An 18,871-nucleotide genomic window follows, 5' to 3' on the forward strand; every position below is an offset into this window, starting at 1 on the left:
TTTTGGCATGTTTGATTCTATCGTTGTATTTTAAAAGGAGTGTTTTATGGCTAAGAAGATATTGCAATTGGTGGGTGATTTTGCCGAAGACTACGAGGTCATGGTGCCGTTTCAGGCCTTGCAAATGTTAGGGCATACGGTGCATGCGGTTTGCCCAGACAAGAAAGCGGGTGAAATCATCCGCACCGCTATACATGATTTTGAGGGCGATCAGATTTACACCGAAAAGCCCGGTCACAACTTTACTCTGAATGCGACCTTCGCCACTGTGAAACCAGAGGATTATGATGCGCTGGTTATTTCTGGGGGACGTGCACCGGAGTATATCCGCCTGAATGAGCGTGTGCTGGAAATCACCCGCCACTTTTTTACAGCTAATAAACCCGTAGCAGCGGTCTGTCACGGCGCACAGATTCTAACCGCCGCTGGGGTAGTCAAAGGGCGCAAGGTTTCTGCGTATCCGGCAGTCGCACCAGAGGTTAGAATTGCAGGCGGTGAGTATGCTGATATTCCGATTACTGAGGCTATAACCGATGGTAATCTGGTCACAGCACCGGCATGGCCTGCACATCCGGCGTGGTTAGCACAGTTTGTGAAGGTATTGGGTGCTTAGTGCAGCCCTGTTTGATAATGCTAGCTATAAATGGGCGTAGTTGGGCAAATTCCTCCTACTATGCTCATCAAGCTAAAATATTAGGCTTAACATTTATATTGAAAATGAATTTTTGGACAATTTCGTTTGTGATATCAGGGCTGCTATTTACCTCTCTGACTACGGTGCGGGCGGAAAGCACTTGTTATGGCACACCAAGTCATGGACGTTTAGAAGAGGGTGAACAGATACCGGAGTCTGGCTCTAATTTTACTCCCTATAGTTCCCTAGGTGTGATGCTAGGGCGTACTTATGCTCATGCTAAGGTGGTAAATGCTATCGCTACGGCCTATCAAATGCTGCAAACCTCCGCCCCCTAGTAAGAATTATGTCTATGGCGAGTCGGGTTGGGAGAGTGGTGGGCGTATTAGACCTCACCGCACCCATCAAAATGGTCTAGCGGTTGATTTTATGGTGCCAGTATTAAATCAGGAGGGTGAGTCCGTACCTTTGCCTACGGGTACTACCAATAAGTTTGGCTATAGTATTGAATTTGACGCTAATGCTAAGTATGAAGACTTGCAGATTGATTTTGAAGCCATTGCTGAGCATCTGTATGCCCTCGATGCGGCGGCAAAAAAGCAGAGTATTGGTATTTCTAGTGTTATTTTTGAAAAGGCGTATATTCCTTACTTATTCAAGACAACACGCGGTCAGTGGATTGAGCAGCATATACCCTTCATGCAGGGCGAACCGTGGATTCGCCATGATGAGCATTACCATGTGGATTTTGATATTCCTTGTAGGCAATTATCGAATTGATATATTGCGAAAATTTCATATGGTCGGCTATAAATAGGTTTACGACCATATTACTATTACTCATTCGCCAGTTCTTTTAGCTCTAATACCCGTGCGATATTTAATTTCATTGGGCAATAGCCATACATGGGTGATCCAACGTATGAACCCATGAGTTGGCAATGATTGTTTCTATATTTGATCCAAGCTTTTTGAGAGTCCTCAAATTTTTGAGCATCCTCTTTAGAGTCCTCAGATATATTTTTATGGATGATATCGTATAACCTATTCATCTCTTTTTTTGCTGCTTCTGATGATGCTGCACTACATGTCGCAACAACGCTATTATTAATCCCACCTGCTTTTTTTATGCAACTATCATAAATACTTTCAAATTTATTTGATTCTTCAGCATAAGAGTTTATAGGAATCAAATCTATTAGTAAGGTAGTTAAAATTAAAAAAGTTTTTGTAATATTTTTGATGGTCATTAGTAGACTCCTTTTTGGTCTAAGATTAAACATACCCATATGACAGACTGAGCATTGGGCGAGGATGGGTAGAATGCCACTCCTCAGTGGAATTGCTGGAGGTATTATTCTGCATCACCTGCTGGCGTTTTAGCGTCTGTGAAGGTAATTCATCAAACAGCTCCCGATAATCCTTAGCAAACTGGCTCATATGCCAAAACCCCCATTGGCTGGCAATATCCGCCACAGTGTTATATTGCGGGATTTGCATCAGGGTACGGCGCACCCCGTTCAGACGCGATACACGCAGATAGCGCAACGGACTAATACCTAAAATACTGGCAAAGCTATATTGCAGCGCTCGCCGACTGACATTAGCGATTTTGCACAGGTCGGTGATGGTGAGTAGGGTATCAGGATGAGCGCTGATATAACTACGCACCTCATCCACCACTTGCTTACGATGGGGGTAGCTGGGTATTTTGGCATGCTCTGGGGTGGCAACTTTCAGCAGCTCTAGCAGAAGCATCAAGAGCAAATCATAAGCAGCATGGTGATTAGTTTGTGGTTCGTGCTCATCGAGTAGCCGAGCTAAAACAAAGCGGGCATTCTCTAGGGTTTTGTTGGGTAATTGTAAACGCCCGGATTCGTGTAGTTCTTTCCAGTTGAGCGTCAACCCCTGTAGGCGGGCGGTTTCTAGGAGCGTGTTATAATCAATCACCAGACCATAAAGGCTATAATCCTGTGGCGTAGATAAATCAAAATCACTATTGCCCGCACGACACATCACCCTGTCAGCACCGACTGCTTGACCATTGATGCGGCACTCGGCTTGCTGGGCGAGTGGAATACCTAACCAAATAGAATTTGCCCAGACCTTACATTTTTGCTGCAAAGCTCGATTGGTGTCTTCGCGGAACACCTGAAGCTTGTCAAACGATAACTCCACAATACTACCGAAAAATCGACCACGACTGAGCTGATCATATTCCTGCTGCCAGCCGGTGAGGTTGCTAGCGTGTAGATCAGCATCATCGGCCTCATGGCGTTGCAGTATTCTGCCGTTTTTCAGTGCAGGTCGGTCTGTGCTTACTTCCATTGTGCACCCTTTTATTCACGGATTGACATAAAACTCATCCTGATAGAAACATAGTAGTCTGTTTTAAAAGGACTTTCAAAGATTTGCCAAAATTTGATACCCCCAATTTTCTAGCTGTTACCACAATAAGAGCAGCAATATTCATACTCAGGCAACACCAGCGGGAACCTTTTTATGTCCCAACATCAGCAGAGCAGTGGCTTTCGCTATAGCGTTGGTCAGCGTACCTTTCAATTTCGTAATCTAGCCGATTTATTGGCTAAAGCTACCCCTGCACGTTCGGGTGATCGTCTAGCAGGTATCGCGGCACAGAATGCCGAAGAGCGGGTGATAGCACAGATGGCGCTTGCTGATCTGCCCCTCAAACATTTTCTAACCGATGTCGTAGTACCTTATGAAACTGATGAGATTACTCGTTTAATTATTGACGAGCATGATCTAGAAGCCTTTGCACCCATCTCACATTTGACCGTAGGTGGCTTTCGAGATTGGCTATTAAGTGATCTGGCTACACCAGAAATGCTGACAAGCATTCGGGCGGGTATCACACCAGAAATGGCAGCGGCAGTCAGTAAAATCATGCGCAATCAGGATTTGATTCTGGTGGCAAAAAAATGCCATGTCCGTAGCGCTTTCCGTAATACCATCGGCCTACCCGGACATTTATCCACCCGTCTGCAACCTAATCACCCTACCGATGATTTAACCGGCATTGCCGCTAGCATGCTCGATGGTTTGCTCTATGCCAATGGCGATGCCGTGATTGGTATTAATCCAGCTACCGATAATGTCGCGCAGGCTTGCCGCTTGATCAAAATGATGGCGGAGGTGATTGAGCATTATCAGATTCCTACCCAGTCCTGTGTGCTCACCCATGTCACTAATACCATTGAAGCGATTGAGCAAGGAGCACCTGTTGATTTGGTGTTTCAGTCTATTGGTGGTACGCAGGCGACTAACGATGGCTTTGGTTTTAATCTGGCAACCCTCACCGAAGCACAAGAGGCAGCGCTCTCTTTGCGACGTGGCACAGTGGGCAATAATGTGATGTATTTTGAAACGGGACAGGGTAGTGCCTTGTCTGCTAATGCTCATCACGGAGTCGATCAGCAGACTTGCGAGGCACGTGCTTATGCGGTAGCCCGGAAATTCAATCCATTGCTGGTGAATACCGTCGTGGGCTTTATTGGCCCTGAATACCTCTATGATGGCAAGGAGATTACCCGCGCCGGACTAGAGGATCATTTCTGCGGTAAGTTGCTGGGGCTGCCTATGGGTTGTGATGTCTGCTATACCAATCACGCCAATGCTGATCAGAATGATATGGATAATCTACTCACTTTGCTGGGGGTAGCGGGCTGTGCGTTTATTATGGGCATTCCCGGCTCCGATGACATTATGCTGAATTATCAGACCACCTCCTTTCACGATGCTTTATATGCCCGCCGAGTCTTAGGTCTCAAACCTGCGCCGGAGTTTGCGGCTTGGTTGGAGCGTATGGATATATTTCGTACTGGGCAGGGCTTCACCCTTAATCATCAAGTACCAGAGCATTTTCAACCCTCACTCAAGCGTCTATTAGGAGGGACATCATGAGTAAGCTATTGCCTACTGACTCAATGGATGATGCGGTGATTGAAAACCCTTGGCAGGTATTGCGTCGCTTTACCGATGCACGCATTGGTTTAGGGCGGGCCGGTGTGAGTGTACCGACTCGTCATCTACTCGATTTTCAACTAGCCCATGCTAAAGCTCAGGACGCGGTACATACCCCACTCAATAGCTCAAGCCTCATCGAGAGTCTGCAACAACAGCCTTGGTGTAATGATCCGGTATTACCACTACAGAGTCAGGCGAATGATCGTGCCACCTATTTGCAGCGCCCCGACTATGGACGGCGTTTGGATGAAGCTTCACAACAGCGGCTAATGGAACTACCCCAACCCGACTCCCCCTATGATTTGGCGGTAGTCGTGGTTGATGGTTTATCGGCCTTGGCTATTGAAGAAAATACTCTGGCCTTGTTGCAAATCCTTATCCCAGCACTGCAGCAGCAGAGAAATCCGTGGTCGCTCGCTCCTATTAGTGTAGTGGAGCAGGGGCGGGTGGCGATTGGTGATCATGTCGGTGAGCTGTTACAAGCCCGTTGTGTATTGGTGCTGATTGGTGAGCGTCCCGGTCTTAGCTCTCCAGACAGTATGGGGCTGTATTTGACTTGGGCACCCAAAATAGGGCGGGCAGACTCCCAGCGTAACTGCATTTCTAATGTGCGCCGCGCAGGGCTGCAATATGCCGATGCTAGCCGCAAAGTCCAATACCTACTGAATGAGGCCCGCAGCAGGAGTCTGTCTGGTGTGCAGCTTAAAGATCGCACGGATGACAATCTGTTAGAGCAAGATAGGGGTCATCATAGTTTTCTAGTTTCTCGCTCTTAACCCTGTTATTTGTATAGAGGTATTCATTATGTCGACTGTGTTGGATCAGGATTATCTAGCCAAGCGCCAACTCAAACGCGGCACGGCCGGATGGCTATTATTAGCTGGGTTAGGCGTGTCTTATGTGATTTCTGGCGACTTTGCCGGGTGGAACTTTGGTATTGCCGAAGCGGGCTGGGGTGGTTTTGTCATTGCTGCTGTACTCATGGGCTTGATGTATCTCACCCTCGTATTATCACTGGCTGAAATGTCGGCAGCCATTCCCGCAGCAGGGGGCGGCTATAGCTTTGCCCGTCAGGCGATGGGGCCTGCTGGCGGCTTTCTGACCGGGCTTGCGGTATTGATTGAATATGTGCTGGCACCAGCGGCGATTGTGATCTTCATCGGGGCCGCCGTAGAGTCTCTGTTGGGTGTCAATGGGCCGGTAATCTATGCCTTATTTTATATCATTTTTATCGGCATTCACCTCGCTGGAGTGGGCGAAGCTTTAAAGGTTATGATGGTGATTAGCGCGTTGGCAGTACTCGCTATTTTGGGTACAGCAATAGCACTGTTGGGGGACTTTAATGCTGCTTTGCTATTTGATATTGAACCGACTCAAGCTGTTGGGGCATCCCCATTCTTGCCTTTTGGCTGGTATGGTGTTTGGGCTGCTTTGCCGTTTGCGATGTGGCTATTTCTCGCAGTAGAAGGGGTGCCTTTAGCGGCGGAAGAGGCTAAGAACCCGGCTAAAGATGTACCTAAGGGTATTATTGTGGCTATGATTTTCCTACTGTTTACCGCTGCCCTAATGGTGATCATTCTGGCAGGTGTGACAGGTTCTAAAGCACTAGGTAGCAGTACCGTACCGCTAGTGGATGCCTTGAATGCGGCGCATAAACCCCTGCTCGCCACGATGGTCAATGTATTAGCTCTAGCCGGTCTGATTGCTTCTTTCTTTTCGATTATTTATGGCTACAGCCGTCTAGTATTTGCTTTATCCCGGACGGGCTATCTGCCACAAAGCCTGTCCCTGACCAATACACGCAAGGTTCCAGCGCGTGCGCTGATTATTCCGGGGATCTTTGGCTTTTTAGCGTCACTCACGGGTGAGGGGGATTTAATGTTGGCGATGGCAGTCGTGGGTGCTACGGTTTCCTATGCCCTCATGTCGTTAAGCCATATTCTGCTACGCCTAAATCACCCTGAAATGCCGCGCCCTTATAAAACGCCAGGCGGTATTTTCACCTCTGGTCTGTCGCTGATCTTGTCACTGGTGGCATTGACTGGGGTTTATGCTTATGACCCGCGTGCCTTTATGTATACCTTAGTATTGTTTGCACTCGGTGCGGCCTATTTCTTTGGCTATAGTCGCAACCATCTAGTTGCCAAAACACCTGAAGAAGAATTCAGCATGTTAGCTCAAGCTGAGACTGCATAAACAATTAAACTAGGATAGGTATAACAAAGTAATCGGGTATTTCTGGAGCAGTCTTGGCGGCAAGGATGCCGCCTTGTAGCGTACAGGGAGGTATTCACAGCGGCTGCGGAAGAAATACTCGATTACTTTGGCTCAAGTACTTAATCCCATAACAGGCTTTCGGGGGCGTGGCCTATCGTGCATAGGCTGCGTTACCCCTGCATGAATCCTCCATAAGCTCCCATCCTATTCCTGCACAGCTCAGCTCCATACTGCTTCTGATATCACCACACAACTAAGGAAGCTGTTATGCACGTCAAAATGATTCTGCCTGCCTTACAGGAAGCGGGTTCACCCGAATGGCGTCCGATTAAGTATTCACTGTTTCCACCACTAGGGCTGGCTACACTAGCGGCTTATCTACATCCTGATGATACGGTGGAACTGGTGGACCAGCATGTGGAGCGTTTGGACTGGCAGGATGAGCCGGATCTGGTGGTGATTCAGGTCTATATTACCAACGCCTCGCGAGCCTATCGCATTGCCGATCATTACCGTGCTAAAGGTTGCTATGTGTGTCTGGGGGGACTGCATGTGACCTCTCTACCAGAAGAGGCTGCTCGTCATGCCGATTCTATTTTTCTGGGGCCAGGTGAGGAGACTTTTCCGCAGTTTCTGGCAGATTTTCGTCGGGGTGAACCCAAGGTGCGCTATCAATCGGGAGTACGCACGCTGGAGCATCTACCACCCATCCGGCGTGATCTAATCAAACGAGACAAATATCTAGTACCGAACTCGATTGTAGTGACACGCGGCTGTCCGTATCACTGTAACTTTTGCTATAAAGATGCGTTTTTTCAGGGGGGAAAATCGTTCTATACCCAACGGGTAGATGCGGCACTCGCGGAGATTGAACGCCTGCCGGGGCGGCATTTGTACTTTCTGGATGATCATTTGCTGGGAGATGCCCGTTTTGCCCGTGCCTTATTTGATGGTATGCAGGGTATGAGACGTTTGTTTCAGGGAGCGTCGACTGTGAATGCCATTTTAAAGGGTGATCTCATTGAGCGAGCGGCTGAGGCCGGTTTGCGTAGTGTATTCATTGGTTTTGAATCATTAGGGGCGGAGAGTTTGGCCTTTTCTAATAAGGGGCAAAATCTGGGGCGGGATTATGATGCGGTGATTCGACGGCTGGATCAGCTGGGTATTAAAATCAATGGTAGCTTTGTGTTTGGGCTGGATGGTGATACCCCTGAAGTATTCCGGCGCACAGTGGACTGGGCAGTGAGTCGGGGCATTACTACCGCGACCTTTCATATTGCTACCCCGTATCCTGGCACCGCCTATTACCAACAATTAAAGGCAGCCGGGCGGCTGCGTAGTGATAACTGGGATTTGTACGATACCCGCCATGTCGTATTCGAGCCACGGGGTATGAGTAGTGCAGAGTTGCAAGCGGGTTATGAATGGGCTTATCGTGAGTTTTATAGTTGGGGTAATATTTTCAAAGCCAGCCAGCAGCACGTTGCGCTGAATCAGCGCCTGCGCCATTTTGCTTATAGTGCAGGCTGGAAAAAGGCTGAGCCGATCTGGAATAGCTTAATCCGGCATGGCGGGCTGGGGCTGATGCGTCAGATACTGGAGCTGACCTTAGACGGACGTGAGGCGGCTCAGACACCAATAACAACACTGAAAACACCCGTATTACAGGACATCCCGTGTCATGATGAAGCGCCTTAAAATTTTGTTGGATATTAGCCTCATGCTATCACCACTGCTGCTCTGGTTTGTCGTGACTCAGCCGCTATTTGATTTCGGCGGGGGAGCGCCAAAAAATACGCTGGCGATTGATATTTCACCGGAGCGCTTGAAGGCTCATGTACGTAAGTTAGCCGAGGAACTGCCACCTCGAACCTTTCCTGACTATTTGGATCAATCGGCTGCCTATATTCAGGAGCAATGGTCCGCCTATGGTAAGGTTGATGTACTTCCTTATCAAAGTGATGGAGAAACCTACCGTAATCTATCGATTACCTTTGGGTCTACGGTCGGCGCTGCAGTGGGGCCGAGCCTGATTATTGGGGCACATTATGATGCGCATGAGAGCCAGCCGGGGGCGGATGATAATGCTAGCGGTGTGGCGGGACTGCTGGAGTTAGCACGCCTATTAAGCCATGCCAGTTTGGATAGACCTGTGACACTGGTAGCCTTTACGCTGGAAGAGCCTCCCTTTTTCCGCACGCCGGATATGGGTAGTGCGGTTTATGCCAAAGCTTTGCAGGAGCAGGGGACAGCGGTGGAGCTGGTGATGATACTGGAGATGATCGGCTATTACAGCGATGAGCCAGACAGCCAAAGTTACCCCCTGCCACTGATGAGTTACCTGTATTCGGATCGGGGTGACTTTATTGCTGTGGTGGGCGATTTGGGGAGTATGGGTATTGTGCGCCAGACTAAGGCTGATATGCGTCAAGCTATGACCCTACCCGTTTATTCCATTAATGCTCCACGCCTATTGCCCGGTATTGATTTCTCCGATCATCGCAGCTTTTGGGCGCGAGGTTTTCCCGCCTTGATGATTACTGATACGGCTTTCTACCGTAATCTAAACTATCACAGCAAGGCAGATACGTGGGATAAGTTGGATTATGTGCGTATGGCTGATGTTTTGCGCGGTGTCATGGCGGTGATAGTGGAGCGGGCGGGGCAAAATGACAAAAGTAATATATGATTGAGCAACCTGTATTGTGTGATGAATTTAAAGATGAAACCACAACGTATTGCCTTTGATCTTGATGAGACCTTAGGCACACCTATCATCCATAATAATTCTATTATTGGGTTTAATCTACGCACTGGCTGCCATGAACTTCTCACAGAGTTGGCTCAAGATCATGATTTGATTTTATGGACAGTTAGCACTCGAAGCTATGTCGAAAAGGTTTTAGCCTATGGTTTGACGGGCTATTTTAAAGAAATATATTCATGGGATGAACTGGCCTGTGAGTGGAAAGATATCCGTCGTATCCATGTCGACTATTTGATTGATGATAGCCCCCATCATCAAGACGAAGCCCAAAAATATGGTTTAGAGTCGCATTATATTGTTGTCCCTGCTTATGGTAGTCCAGAAGATTGTCAGGATGCGCTTTTATGGGTTAAGCAGATATGGGTAGCCTTAAAAGGTGAAGCTATTTAGCCTAATAGTTTTTATAAATTTGAGTGTTTAACATGAAGTATAAATTATTCGTTTTGATGGGGTTGTTTTTATTTTCTGTAGTGACCGTTCACTCAATGCCATCTGATTATGCGGATGAATTGAAGAAAAGTGATAAGGCACTCACTAAAGTTTATAAAGAGCTTATGGCTGAGCTTAAGCGTCAAAATCTTGAGGTTGAAGTAAAAAAACTGAAGGAAGCAGAGCGGGCTTGGATTAAGTATAGAGAGGCACAATGCGATTTTGAAAACAGATACCTTGCAGCAGGGGCGCAATGCACTCTCAAAGAAATACAAGCTCGCGAACAGAAATTGAAGGAGCTTCTCACTTATGCTAAACAAAGTGCTCCAGCTAATGTTAAGAGGTAAGCCTTATGTCGTCTTCTGCATTGTTGGCTCAGCCACACCGTTGGACGCGTACCGAGTATGAACGCATGATCGAGGCGGGGGTCTTTCATCCTGAGGCTCGTTTTGAACTGATTGAGGGAGCTATTATTGATATGACACCACAAGGAAGTTATCACGCAACCTCTATTCAAGTCATGGCGGATTATCTGCGCAGTTTATTTGGGGCGGGTTATCATGTGCGTATGCAAATGCCTTTGGCTTTGGGTGAGGATTCCGAGCCGGAGCCTGATGTAGCTGTGGTAACAGGGAGTTTTATGGATTATCGCCATACTCATCCACAAACCGCAGCGTTGGTGGTTGAGGTAGCGAATAGTACGCTAGCCTATGATCGATTAAAGGCAGCACTTTACGCTAGCCAAGGTATTCCAGAGTATTGGTTGGTTAATCTAAAAGAAAATTGCCTTGAGGTGTTTCAAGAGCCAGAAAACGGGCGCTATACCCGCTATTGTAGTGTGAAAGCGGGCAGCACGTTTGTATGTAGTAATGGCGAACAGGTGAGGGTGGATAGTGTGTTAGTGTGAGCCTGTAATTTAACTATTACAGCGCTCAATATGAGTAAATATTTTCTCACACAGATCAGTTAATTCAGGGGTTAATTCCCACTGAAAATTTTTATTATACATATGCTCGCAGGCTATATCACAAAACTTCACTTTCTCTCGAATAGTGCCACTAGCTGCCGAAAATAGATTATTAGTGCTTTCTACTAAACCATCTAAGTATTTACCAATACCGTTCGGAGAGCTAAAGTAATCATTATATTTTATATTAATCAGATTTTCAGATGATAAGCCTTCTTTCTTTTTACTAGCACGGTTAAAAAAATCGTTAGCTGTAGCTTTTAAAATCTCTTCAGGCAGCATATTTTCAAACTCTTTGCCTTGAGTCACAAATAAGCTATCGCCTAATTGGTTAACTAAGATTTGATAACGATCTCCTTTAGTTTTGATATCACCATCTGCTATTAAAAAGGGTGTGGCACAAAGTTTTAAAGCTTTGAGCGAGTCGCTAGCCTCTTCATCCTCGTTAAAATCCCAATGTCCTAATACGCCACCTTGATATTCTACAAAAGCATAGTGAATATGCTCGCTGTAGTTTTGCCATTGTTGCTTTTCTGGATGTTCGGTTAAGTATTTTTTCATATAGGCTTTTAGGTATAAGCGATCGGTAATACCTTCAACCCAGATGGTGGAGTTAGCTAAATAAACAGAGGTATTAAGCACACCTAACTCGCGTAGTAAATCTTTGTCTTCTTTGCAGTCATGTATGGTAAAAGTGGTTTTATCACCTTCTACTTTTTTCTTGAGACGATGAACGGTGACTTGATCACTATAGTTATAAAAATCAATGAGGTGATTAGAGTGAGTAGTTATGAAGTACTGATGTGGTGTGTGGTCGATTAGGAAATGAATAAGCTTGCGGAGCATTCCGGGGTGTAGATTGATTTCAGGTTCTTCGATGAAGAACATAGAAGGCTCAGTTTCAAGGTAGGCGGCTGAAGTAATTATGATGATTTGTTGTAGGCCATCGCCTAAGTGGTAAATAGGGAATTGTTTTTCAATCCCTATTTTAACGGCTACAGTATCTTTCTTGTATTCGGGTATTAATGTTAGCTCAGCTTGATCGAAAAAATGATCTCCTAAAATCTTTTCATATTCACGCACTATTTTTCGTTGTTCTGGTTGTCCAAGTAGTAAAGTCATTAAATTTTCATATAAATTGAATCCAGTATCTATACTGTTGTTGTATAGGTTATCAAAATAATCTTTTGTTGTTCTGTCTAAATAATGATCCTTATTTGAGTCAAAAGGTCTAAGCCCTCTTAGTATAGGGATGTAATGCTTTTTATCAACATTAGGAGATAGGTTGATGGTAATCTCTTTTAAAGATATCTCCTTTATGCTTGATAATGTTGGGTATTTGCTATCATTTAATTCCGTTATTTTTCCTATGCCCTGCCGACCATTTTTATAGGAGTATTCACTTGCAAATTGATTAAAATCTTTTATTAATAATTCAATTTCTAATAAGCTTTCTAGAGGGGCATCTCTTAGATATTGAGCACGTTTTTTAAATGAATCCTCACTTTTTTCTTTGAAATAGCTTAATATTTTATCTATTGCTTCAAATATGGCATCCGAGCTTATTGTGTAATTTTCCCGCTTTGATTTGACTAGCTCCCTTATTAAGCGACTCTTCCCACTATTATTAGCACCAACAAAAAAATTAACCTTTTTAACTTCAAGGTAGTCATATTCAGATTCTTGTGGTTCAGAGGCATAACCCTTTAATGCATTCGACCAAATTTTAGAAAACATAATGCGCTCGATTTGTTAATCATTCATCTATTATACTAATACCCTTGGTCTAGGTTTGACCATCTCGCATTAAACCCTAGCACTTTTCTGTACCCAACCCCTGCCTTCCGCTATAATCCGCACCCTTAGTAATCAGCTTAATTCCACTCACCATGACTGATCGTTTGCAAGAAACTGCCCGCCGAAGAACCTTCGCCATCATCTCGCACCCTGACGCGGGAAAAACCACTATGACCGAAAAAGTGCTCCTATTCGGGGGTGCTATTCAATTAGCCGGAACCGTCAAAGGGCGCAAAGCGGCTCGCCACGCTACCTCAGACTGGATGACCATGGAAAAAGAGCGCGGCATCTCGGTCACGTCGTCGGTGATGCAATTCCCCTATAATGGGCGCATTGTCAATCTACTCGACACCCCCGGACACGAGGACTTCTCCGAAGACACCTACCGTGTCCTCACCGCTGTCGATTCGGCCTTAATGGTCATCGACGTGGCAAAAGGGGTCGAGGAGCGCACCATTAAATTAATGGAAGTCTGCCGTTTACGCGATACGCCGATTATGACCTTTATTAATAAGCTCGACCGCGAAGGTAAAGAGCCGATTGAATTATTAGATGAAGTCGAAACGGTATTAAATATTCAATGCGCTCCCATTACCTGGCCGATTGGTATGGGTAAACGCCTAAAAGGTATTTACCACCTCTATCAAGATAAAGTCATTTTGTATAAGCCGAGTACCGAAAAAAAGCTCGACTATGACGAGATTCAAGGTTTAGATAATCCCGAATTAGATGAAAAGCTGGGTACTCAAGCCGATGAATTACGCGAAGAAATTGAATTAGTGAAAGGGGCAAGTCACGAGTTTAATGTAGAGGCGTATTTAAAAGGCACCTTAACCCCTGTCTATTTTGGTACAGCACTTAATAGTTTTGGTATTCGTGAATTACTCGATGATTTCGTCGAATATGCACCTGCTCCTCAAGCTCGCCCGACGATTACACGCGCAGTCAAGGCCGAAGAAGAGCCTTTCACAGGCTTTGTCTTTAAAATTCAAGCCAATATGGATCCTCAACATCGTGATCGCATGGCCTTTTTACGGGTATGTTCTGGCAAATTTGAAAAGGGTATGAAAGCGCGTCATGTACGTTTGGGTAAAGATGTGAAAATTCCCGATGCACTCACCTTTATGGCCTCTGACCGTGAGCATGTCGAGGATGCGTATCCGGGGGATATTATTGGGTTACATAATCACGGCAGTATTCGCATTGGTGATACCTTTACGATGGGCGAAAGTCTGCAATTTACCGGCATACCCAATTTCGCACCGGAGCTATTCCGCCGCGCACAATTACGTGACCCTTTAAAAATGAAGCAACTGCAAAAAGGGCTAGCCGAATTATGCGAAGAGGGAGCTACTCAATTATTTAAGCCACTGACCAATAATGATCTGATTTTAGGTGCAGTCGGTATTCTACAATTTGACGTAGTCGCACAGCGCTTAAAAGATGAATATAAAGTCGATGCTATTTTTGAGGCTGTGAATGTCAGCACCGCTCGTTGGGTGACTTCTAGTAATGAGAAAAAATGGGAAGAGTTTAAAACTAAGGCAGCCGCTAATTTAGCGCTCGATCATGCGGGTGAGTTAGTTTATATCGCACCGACTCGAGTGAATTTACAAATGGCGCAAGAAAAATGGCCGGATATTACCTTCCACTCCACACGGGAACACGGTATGGCGCTGTAATGAGATTTATATCTTATTAGTTCATCTTAGTATAAGCGGGTATTTCTGAAGAGTCTTAACAGAAATACCCGCTTATTTTAGCGGGTCGCTTATTTCTTTTCTTCGGCTTTTTCTTCAGCTTTGCCTTCGGCCTTTTCCTCGGTTTTGGCTTCTGGTTTAGCTTCTGCGGCAGCATCCTTCGCTTTCGCCATATCCTGCATAAATTCTTGTTGAATTTTTGCCATTTTAGGCTGTAAACCAACCATCATGTCTTGAGTAGCAGTCATGGTGTTTTGCATTAAAGTAGGCATTTTATTTGCCATAGCTTCTCCTGCAGGGGTTTTATAAAAATCTACCATGCCTTTTAACTCTTCCTCAGTAAACGTTTCTTTATATAACTTTATACTAAGGGGTTTCATTTTTTCCCAGCTTACTTCTTCTTTCATTGCTGCCAGCATTTTGCTGATCATATTATCAATAGCTTTTTGCTCTTCTGGATTGATTTCCTCACCTTGAGTCATTTTAGCCATGCTTTGATCCATCATGGATTTGACTTGCTCATGTATGTCCGTAATCATTTTTTCAGATTTGGTGAGCGTTAATAACTCTTCAATAGTCGCATCAGTAGCAGGTTCGGCAAAGGCTAAGTGAGTGCTGAATAATAAAGAAAGTGCAATAACTTTAACGAATTTCATAATAATTCCTAGGTATTAAAAAAAGCTTATTTTAATTAGACGTGATTGAGAGTATTTACAGAGCAGCACCATTGAAAACAGGGGCAGGAAGCGATAAAGCATCTAGGCTATCGATACAGCCTAAATTCACGCGGTAGTGTCCGGGCTTGCGTAGTGTCTGATGAAAGGGATAGATCCCACAGTGTTTGCAAAAATGATGTTTAGCGACCTCTGAACCAAAGGCATAGGTGGCTAAAGCATCATTCTGAATAGTAATTTTTAATTCTTCAGGTGCTAGCATAAAGTCACTCATGACCGCACCTCGGCGTTTGCAAAAAGAGCAGTTACAACGCAAACTGCTGCTAATCGTAGGCGCTGTAAATTCAAATTGAATAGCACCACAGTGACAGCTACCTTGATAAGTTTGCATGAGTGACTCCAATGGCTTCTATATTGAGAGGGAAATTATAAATTCATCAGTACTAAAGGGCAAATGACACGCTATTAGCCTCGCTTCCAAGTCGTCACGCCAGACTTATCCTCCAATAGAATCCCTTGAGCTTTTAATTCATCACGAATACGGTCTGATTCGGCCCATTGTTTAGTAGCGCGTGCCTCATTGCGTTGTTGGATCAAGGCTTCAATCGCACTATCTGCAAACCCCCCTTTACTGTCACCCTTAAACCAAGTCTCACTGTCACTGTTTAGTAAACCTAAAACACTGGCTAGTTGTTTTAAGAGTGCCGCATGAGTGGATGCACTTTCAGCATTTTCATGACTGAGGCGGTTAATTTCCCGCGCTAAATCAAACAATACTGCAATAGCTTCTGGCGTATTAAAATCATCCTGCATGGCAGTATGAAAGCGTTGCTCATAAGCGGTATCGAGCGCAGGGGTGACATTGAGATTGACATCACGTAACGCAGTATATAGGCGTGTTAATGAATTGCGAGCATGGTCTAAGGTTTCAGTGCTGTAATTGACCGGACTGCGATAATGGCTATTCAGGAGAAAAAAGCGCACTTCTTCAGCTTTATAATGTTCGAGTATTTCGCGCACGGTAAAGAAATTGCCCAATGATTTAGACATTTTCTCGCCATCAATACGCACAAAGCCATTATGCATCCAATAATTAACCGACTGATGTCCGGTGCAACCTTCGGTTTGAGCAATTTCATTTTCATGATGCGGGAATTGCAAATCATGCCCCCCCCCATGAATATCAAACTGCTCGCCTAAGAGCTTAGTCGACATGGCGGAGCATTCAATATGCCACCCCGGACGCCCCTGTCCCCAACTCGCGGCCCATGCAGGTTCTTGCGGTTTGGCGGCTTTCCAGAGTACGAAATCGAGTGGATCGTTTTTGACTTCATCAATGGCAATACGCTCACCTGCGCGTAAATCTTCTAATTTACGCCCGGATAATTTGCCATAACCCACAAACTCAGAGACGTCATAATACACATCCTGATTGCTGCCGACATAAGCCAAACCTTTAGTAATCAAGGTCTGAATCATGGCCTGCATAGCGGGGATATATTCGGTCGCTTTAGGCTCAAGGTTAGGGCGCAATACCTGTAGTGCGGCTTCATCCTCATACATGGCTTGAATAAAGCGTGCGGTGAGCGCTTGGATAGTTTCGCCGTTTTCATTGGCACGTTTAATAATTTTATCGTCAATATCGGTGATATTGCGTACATAGGTCACGTCATAGCCTAACGCTTGCAGATAGCGATAGACCATATCAAACACGACCATGACCCGTGCATGTCCTAGATGACAATAATCATAGACCGTCATACCGCACACATACATGCGTACTTTGCCAGCTTCCAAAGGAGTAAAGATTTCTTTTTGACGGGTTAAACTATTGTAAATCTGTAACATAATAAAGCACTTAATTCTCTAATATTAATCAACTAAACGGCTTAAAATACTCGCTCCATGACTGAGTGTTTTATGCACCGGGCAACGATCCGCAATCTCTAATAAACGCTCGCGTTGTTCAGCATCGAGATTACCGATCAGTTTAATATCGCGTTCAATGACACTATTTTTATTCGTATCACGGCTGTGGCGCAGGGTAATTTGGGCATCTTGTAAGTCCCATTTTTTACGCTCAGCATACATACGAATCGTCATGGCCGTACACGCACCGAGTGCGGCTTTCAGTAGTTCATACGGGGCTGCACCTAAATCTTCTCCTCCTAATGTTGCCGGCTCATCCGCCACAAGGGGATGATGGCCTGCTTTGATATCACAGGTATAACCCGTAGGATTACGCAAATTGACGACAACCGTGTGTGGGTCTTTACTAGGCATAGGGATACTCCTTCTCTTTAAGCCAACATGGTAGCGAAAAGGCTGTGCTTCCGCTACTTGCGTGTGCATGATCAGCATTTAATCAAGATAAGGGAATAAGCAATGCGACAGGCTAAGCGATTAATTCAGGGTTTGTGTTTATTAGCCGTTTTACTGAGCCTAGGGGGCTGTGCCACGACTCACTACCTACAAAGCCAAGAACGGGCTACACCTGCCTTAACGCCTCAGTCTTTTATAGCCGACGATGCTACGCGCTTACCCTTGCAAGTTTGGAACTCACCCACAACACCACAGGCACATTTAATTTTATTACATGGTTTTAATGAATATGCGGGGGCTTTTGACCATGTAGGCAAATATTTTGCCAGCCAAGGGGTGAAGGTTTGGGCTTATGATCAGCGCGGTTTTGGGCGCGGTGAGCAGCGCGGGCTTTGGGCAGGGGATGAGCGTATGGCACAGGATACTCGGCAGTTTGTGCAATTAGTACATGCACAGTCACCCAATCAGCCGCTATTTTTATTAGGTACATCAATGGGGGCAGCGGTGGTACTCAAAGCGACAGCAGGTCATCCGAATTTGCCTTTGCAAGGTGTGATTTTAGAAGCCCCTGCGGTGTGGACGCGAGCAACGCAACCGTTTTATCAGCGCTGGTCATTAGCCTTGGTTAGGCGTGTTGCTCCACATTGGTCACCCTCTGGAACGAGTTTAAAAATTCGCGCCTCGGATAATGATGCAATGCTGCGCGAGATTTGGCAAAGCCCTTATATGATTCGCAAAAGCCGTATGGATACCGTAGCAGGTTTAGTCGATTTAATGGATAGTGCTTATCAAGCGGCGAATACTATGTCTTATCCCACTTTAGTTTTATATGGTTTAAAAGATCAGGTGATTCCCTATAAACCGATTAATCGTTTACGCCAACGCTTACCTAAAGCGAGTACTAATACCTATAAAGAATATCCGAATGGTTGGCATATGCTCATGCGTGATTTACAGGGAAAACGGGTAATGGATGATGCTTTGCAGTGGATGAAAACAACTAGAGCGGTGAAAGAATAAATAGGCTGATAGAACCTGTGATGATGGGGAAAACATTATTTGAATTATACTAAACTTAAGGTATAGTAAACCTCCCGTGGTGTAGCAAACAGCGGTTTCTCTTAAACGATGATACTGTTTGTGAGGGTCCCGGATAATCAGCGTGGTGTAGATGACGGTTACTTCGTTTTAAGGAACCTGTGGTCGGTGGTTCGAGTCCACCCAGATGTGAAAGCATCTGTAGCTCAGTTGGATAGAGTACAGCATAGTCCGTGATCGCCTGTTCCCGCTGTCCCTTACCATTAACACCTCTATTATCAGTGTGGTGTAGATAACGGTTACTTCAAATGGTGACTTCCTTGGAATATAACTATTTCA

The 18,871-nt window shown here is 45.4% G+C and carries 20 protein-coding genes; 13 read left to right on the forward strand and 7 right to left on the reverse strand.

The features are described 5' to 3' along the window. Positions 1 to 46 precede the first annotated feature (46 nt). The 3 genes from A3IK_RS0102665 (at position 47) to A3IK_RS18280 (ending at position 1,414) form a co-directional block, all read left to right on the forward strand. Positions 47 to 613, forward strand: a complete 567-nt coding sequence (locus A3IK_RS0102665) for a DJ-1/PfpI family protein (protein WP_020558421.1) — start codon at positions 47 to 49, stop codon at positions 611 to 613. Positions 614 to 717: 104 nt separating this feature from the next. Next, positions 718 to 972, forward strand: a complete 255-nt coding sequence (locus A3IK_RS21465) for a hypothetical protein (RefSeq protein ID WP_211209398.1) — start codon at positions 718 to 720, stop codon at positions 970 to 972. Further along, positions 926 to 1,414, forward strand: a complete 489-nt coding sequence (locus A3IK_RS18280) for a hypothetical protein (protein ID WP_211209399.1) — start codon at positions 926 to 928, stop codon at positions 1,412 to 1,414. Before A3IK_RS21465 ends, A3IK_RS18280 begins: the two co-directional genes overlap by 47 nt. A 56-nt stretch (positions 1,415 to 1,470) precedes the next feature. On the opposite strand, the gene A3IK_RS0102675 is transcribed toward A3IK_RS18280, so the two are convergent. Together A3IK_RS0102675 and A3IK_RS0102680 are read right to left on the reverse strand one after the other, a co-directional pair. Further along, on the reverse strand, positions 1,471 to 1,884 hold the full coding sequence (locus A3IK_RS0102675) for a lysozyme inhibitor LprI family protein (RefSeq protein ID WP_020558422.1): 414 nt from the start codon (positions 1,882 to 1,884) through the stop codon (positions 1,471 to 1,473). 25 nt (positions 1,885 to 1,909) lie between these two features. Beyond that, positions 1,910 to 2,962 (reverse strand): helix-turn-helix domain-containing protein, encoded by a 1,053-nt coding sequence (locus A3IK_RS0102680; RefSeq protein ID WP_020558423.1) that lies wholly within the window; start codon positions 2,960 to 2,962, stop codon positions 1,910 to 1,912. Positions 2,963 to 3,136: 174 nt separating this feature from the next. Here A3IK_RS0102680 and A3IK_RS0102685 point away from each other — a divergent pair, with 174 nt between their 5' ends. The 8 genes from A3IK_RS0102685 to A3IK_RS0102720 all read left to right on the forward strand — a co-directional run bounded on the left by A3IK_RS0102685 (position 3,137) and on the right by A3IK_RS0102720 (position 10,941). Continuing rightward, complete coding sequence (locus A3IK_RS0102685) at positions 3,137 to 4,558, forward strand: ethanolamine ammonia-lyase subunit EutB (RefSeq protein ID WP_020558424.1); 1,422 nt, start codon at positions 3,137 to 3,139, stop codon at positions 4,556 to 4,558. Further along, positions 4,555 to 5,397: an ethanolamine ammonia-lyase subunit EutC gene (eutC, locus tag A3IK_RS0102690; RefSeq protein ID WP_020558425.1), complete on the forward strand. Its 843-nt coding sequence runs from the start codon at positions 4,555 to 4,557 to the stop codon at positions 5,395 to 5,397. Before A3IK_RS0102685 ends, eutC begins: the two co-directional genes overlap by 4 nt. 28 nt (positions 5,398 to 5,425) lie before the next feature. Then, positions 5,426 to 6,817: an ethanolamine permease gene (eat, locus tag A3IK_RS0102695; RefSeq protein ID WP_020558426.1), complete on the forward strand. Its 1,392-nt coding sequence runs from the start codon at positions 5,426 to 5,428 to the stop codon at positions 6,815 to 6,817. 288 nt (positions 6,818 to 7,105) lie between these two features. Then, positions 7,106 to 8,536 (forward strand): B12-binding domain-containing radical SAM protein, encoded by a 1,431-nt coding sequence (locus A3IK_RS0102700; RefSeq protein ID WP_020558427.1) that lies wholly within the window; start codon positions 7,106 to 7,108, stop codon positions 8,534 to 8,536. Then, positions 8,520 to 9,527, forward strand: coding sequence for a M28 family peptidase (locus tag A3IK_RS0102705; RefSeq protein WP_020558428.1), 1,008 nt, complete (start codon positions 8,520 to 8,522; stop codon positions 9,525 to 9,527). The genes A3IK_RS0102700 and A3IK_RS0102705 overlap by 17 nt, the downstream gene beginning before the upstream one ends. A 33-nt stretch (positions 9,528 to 9,560) precedes the next feature. Then, on the forward strand, positions 9,561 to 9,995 hold the full coding sequence (locus A3IK_RS0102710) for an NIF family HAD-type phosphatase (RefSeq protein ID WP_020558429.1): 435 nt from the start codon (positions 9,561 to 9,563) through the stop codon (positions 9,993 to 9,995). Positions 9,996 to 10,027: 32 nt separating this feature from the next. Next, positions 10,028 to 10,381 carry a lysozyme inhibitor LprI family protein gene (locus tag A3IK_RS0102715; RefSeq protein ID WP_020558430.1) on the forward strand — a complete coding sequence of 118 codons (354 nt, stop codon included), beginning with the start codon at positions 10,028 to 10,030 and terminating at the stop codon, positions 10,379 to 10,381. Between the two features lie 5 nt (positions 10,382 to 10,386). Continuing rightward, positions 10,387 to 10,941 (forward strand): Uma2 family endonuclease, encoded by a 555-nt coding sequence (locus A3IK_RS0102720; protein ID WP_020558431.1) that lies wholly within the window; start codon positions 10,387 to 10,389, stop codon positions 10,939 to 10,941. Between the two features lie 9 nt (positions 10,942 to 10,950). Here A3IK_RS0102720 and A3IK_RS0102725 read toward each other — a convergent pair whose 3' ends face one another. Continuing rightward, positions 10,951 to 12,738 carry an AAA family ATPase gene (locus A3IK_RS0102725; protein WP_020558432.1) on the reverse strand — a complete coding sequence of 596 codons (1,788 nt, stop codon included), beginning with the start codon at positions 12,736 to 12,738 and terminating at the stop codon, positions 10,951 to 10,953. Positions 12,739 to 12,890: 152 nt separating this feature from the next. On the opposite strand from A3IK_RS0102725, the gene A3IK_RS0102730 reads away from it, so the two are divergent. Then, on the forward strand, positions 12,891 to 14,480 hold the full coding sequence (locus A3IK_RS0102730; RefSeq protein ID WP_026220782.1) for a peptide chain release factor 3: 1,590 nt from the start codon (positions 12,891 to 12,893) through the stop codon (positions 14,478 to 14,480). A gap of 89 nt (positions 14,481 to 14,569) precedes the next feature. Here the strand turns inward: A3IK_RS0102730 and A3IK_RS0102735 are convergent, their stop codons facing one another. The 4 genes from A3IK_RS0102735 to A3IK_RS0102750 form a co-directional block, all read right to left on the reverse strand. Beyond that, positions 14,570 to 15,154, reverse strand: a complete 585-nt coding sequence (locus A3IK_RS0102735; protein WP_020558434.1) for a DUF2059 domain-containing protein — start codon at positions 15,152 to 15,154, stop codon at positions 14,570 to 14,572. A 55-nt stretch (positions 15,155 to 15,209) separates the two neighbouring features. Further along, positions 15,210 to 15,563 carry a GFA family protein gene (locus tag A3IK_RS0102740; RefSeq protein ID WP_020558435.1) on the reverse strand — a complete coding sequence of 118 codons (354 nt, stop codon included), beginning with the start codon at positions 15,561 to 15,563 and terminating at the stop codon, positions 15,210 to 15,212. 74 nt (positions 15,564 to 15,637) lie between these two features. Next, positions 15,638 to 17,020 carry a cysteine--tRNA ligase gene (cysS, locus tag A3IK_RS0102745; RefSeq protein ID WP_020558436.1) on the reverse strand — a complete coding sequence of 461 codons (1,383 nt, stop codon included), beginning with the start codon at positions 17,018 to 17,020 and terminating at the stop codon, positions 15,638 to 15,640. A 24-nt stretch (positions 17,021 to 17,044) separates the two neighbouring features. After that, positions 17,045 to 17,455, reverse strand: coding sequence for an OsmC family protein (locus A3IK_RS0102750; RefSeq protein WP_020558437.1), 411 nt, complete (start codon positions 17,453 to 17,455; stop codon positions 17,045 to 17,047). A gap of 102 nt (positions 17,456 to 17,557) precedes the next feature. On the opposite strand from A3IK_RS0102750, the gene A3IK_RS0102755 reads away from it, so the two are divergent. Beyond that, positions 17,558 to 18,514, forward strand: coding sequence for an alpha/beta hydrolase (locus A3IK_RS0102755; protein WP_020558438.1), 957 nt, complete (start codon positions 17,558 to 17,560; stop codon positions 18,512 to 18,514). Positions 18,515 to 18,871 lie beyond the last annotated feature (357 nt).

The organism is Thiofilum flexile DSM 14609, from assembly GCF_000380185.1.
Taxonomy (GTDB): Bacteria; Pseudomonadota; Gammaproteobacteria; order Thiotrichales; family Thiotrichaceae; genus Thiofilum; species Thiofilum flexile.

Bases quoted from the DNA above. Each gene is read 5' to 3' on its own strand.
- A3IK_RS0102665 (WP_020558421.1), top strand. From the start codon at position 47: ATGGCTAAGAAGATATTGCAATTGGTGGGTGATTTTGCCGAAGACTAC.
- A3IK_RS21465 (WP_211209398.1), top strand. From the start codon at position 718: ATGAATTTTTGGACAATTTCGTTTGTGATATCAGGGCTGCTATTTACC.
- A3IK_RS18280 (WP_211209399.1), top strand. From the start codon at position 926: ATGCTATCGCTACGGCCTATCAAATGCTGCAAACCTCCGCCCCCTAGT.
- A3IK_RS0102675 (WP_020558422.1), bottom strand. From the start codon at position 1,884: ATGACCATCAAAAATATTACAAAAACTTTTTTAATTTTAACTACCTTA.
- A3IK_RS0102680 (WP_020558423.1), bottom strand. From the start codon at position 2,962: ATGGAAGTAAGCACAGACCGACCTGCACTGAAAAACGGCAGAATACTG.
- A3IK_RS0102685 (WP_020558424.1), top strand. From the start codon at position 3,137: ATGTCCCAACATCAGCAGAGCAGTGGCTTTCGCTATAGCGTTGGTCAG.
- eutC (WP_020558425.1), top strand. From the start codon at position 4,555: ATGAGTAAGCTATTGCCTACTGACTCAATGGATGATGCGGTGATTGAA.
- eat (WP_020558426.1), top strand. From the start codon at position 5,426: ATGTCGACTGTGTTGGATCAGGATTATCTAGCCAAGCGCCAACTCAAA.
- A3IK_RS0102700 (WP_020558427.1), top strand. From the start codon at position 7,106: ATGCACGTCAAAATGATTCTGCCTGCCTTACAGGAAGCGGGTTCACCC.
- A3IK_RS0102705 (WP_020558428.1), top strand. From the start codon at position 8,520: ATGATGAAGCGCCTTAAAATTTTGTTGGATATTAGCCTCATGCTATCA.
- A3IK_RS0102710 (WP_020558429.1), top strand. From the start codon at position 9,561: ATGAAACCACAACGTATTGCCTTTGATCTTGATGAGACCTTAGGCACA.
- A3IK_RS0102715 (WP_020558430.1), top strand. From the start codon at position 10,028: ATGAAGTATAAATTATTCGTTTTGATGGGGTTGTTTTTATTTTCTGTA.
- A3IK_RS0102720 (WP_020558431.1), top strand. From the start codon at position 10,387: ATGTCGTCTTCTGCATTGTTGGCTCAGCCACACCGTTGGACGCGTACC.
- A3IK_RS0102725 (WP_020558432.1), bottom strand. From the start codon at position 12,738: ATGTTTTCTAAAATTTGGTCGAATGCATTAAAGGGTTATGCCTCTGAA.
- A3IK_RS0102730 (WP_026220782.1), top strand. From the start codon at position 12,891: ATGACTGATCGTTTGCAAGAAACTGCCCGCCGAAGAACCTTCGCCATC.
- A3IK_RS0102735 (WP_020558434.1), bottom strand. From the start codon at position 15,154: ATGAAATTCGTTAAAGTTATTGCACTTTCTTTATTATTCAGCACTCAC.
- A3IK_RS0102740 (WP_020558435.1), bottom strand. From the start codon at position 15,563: ATGCAAACTTATCAAGGTAGCTGTCACTGTGGTGCTATTCAATTTGAA.
- cysS (WP_020558436.1), bottom strand. From the start codon at position 17,020: ATGTTACAGATTTACAATAGTTTAACCCGTCAAAAAGAAATCTTTACT.
- A3IK_RS0102750 (WP_020558437.1), bottom strand. From the start codon at position 17,455: ATGCCTAGTAAAGACCCACACACGGTTGTCGTCAATTTGCGTAATCCT.
- A3IK_RS0102755 (WP_020558438.1), top strand. From the start codon at position 17,558: ATGCGACAGGCTAAGCGATTAATTCAGGGTTTGTGTTTATTAGCCGTT.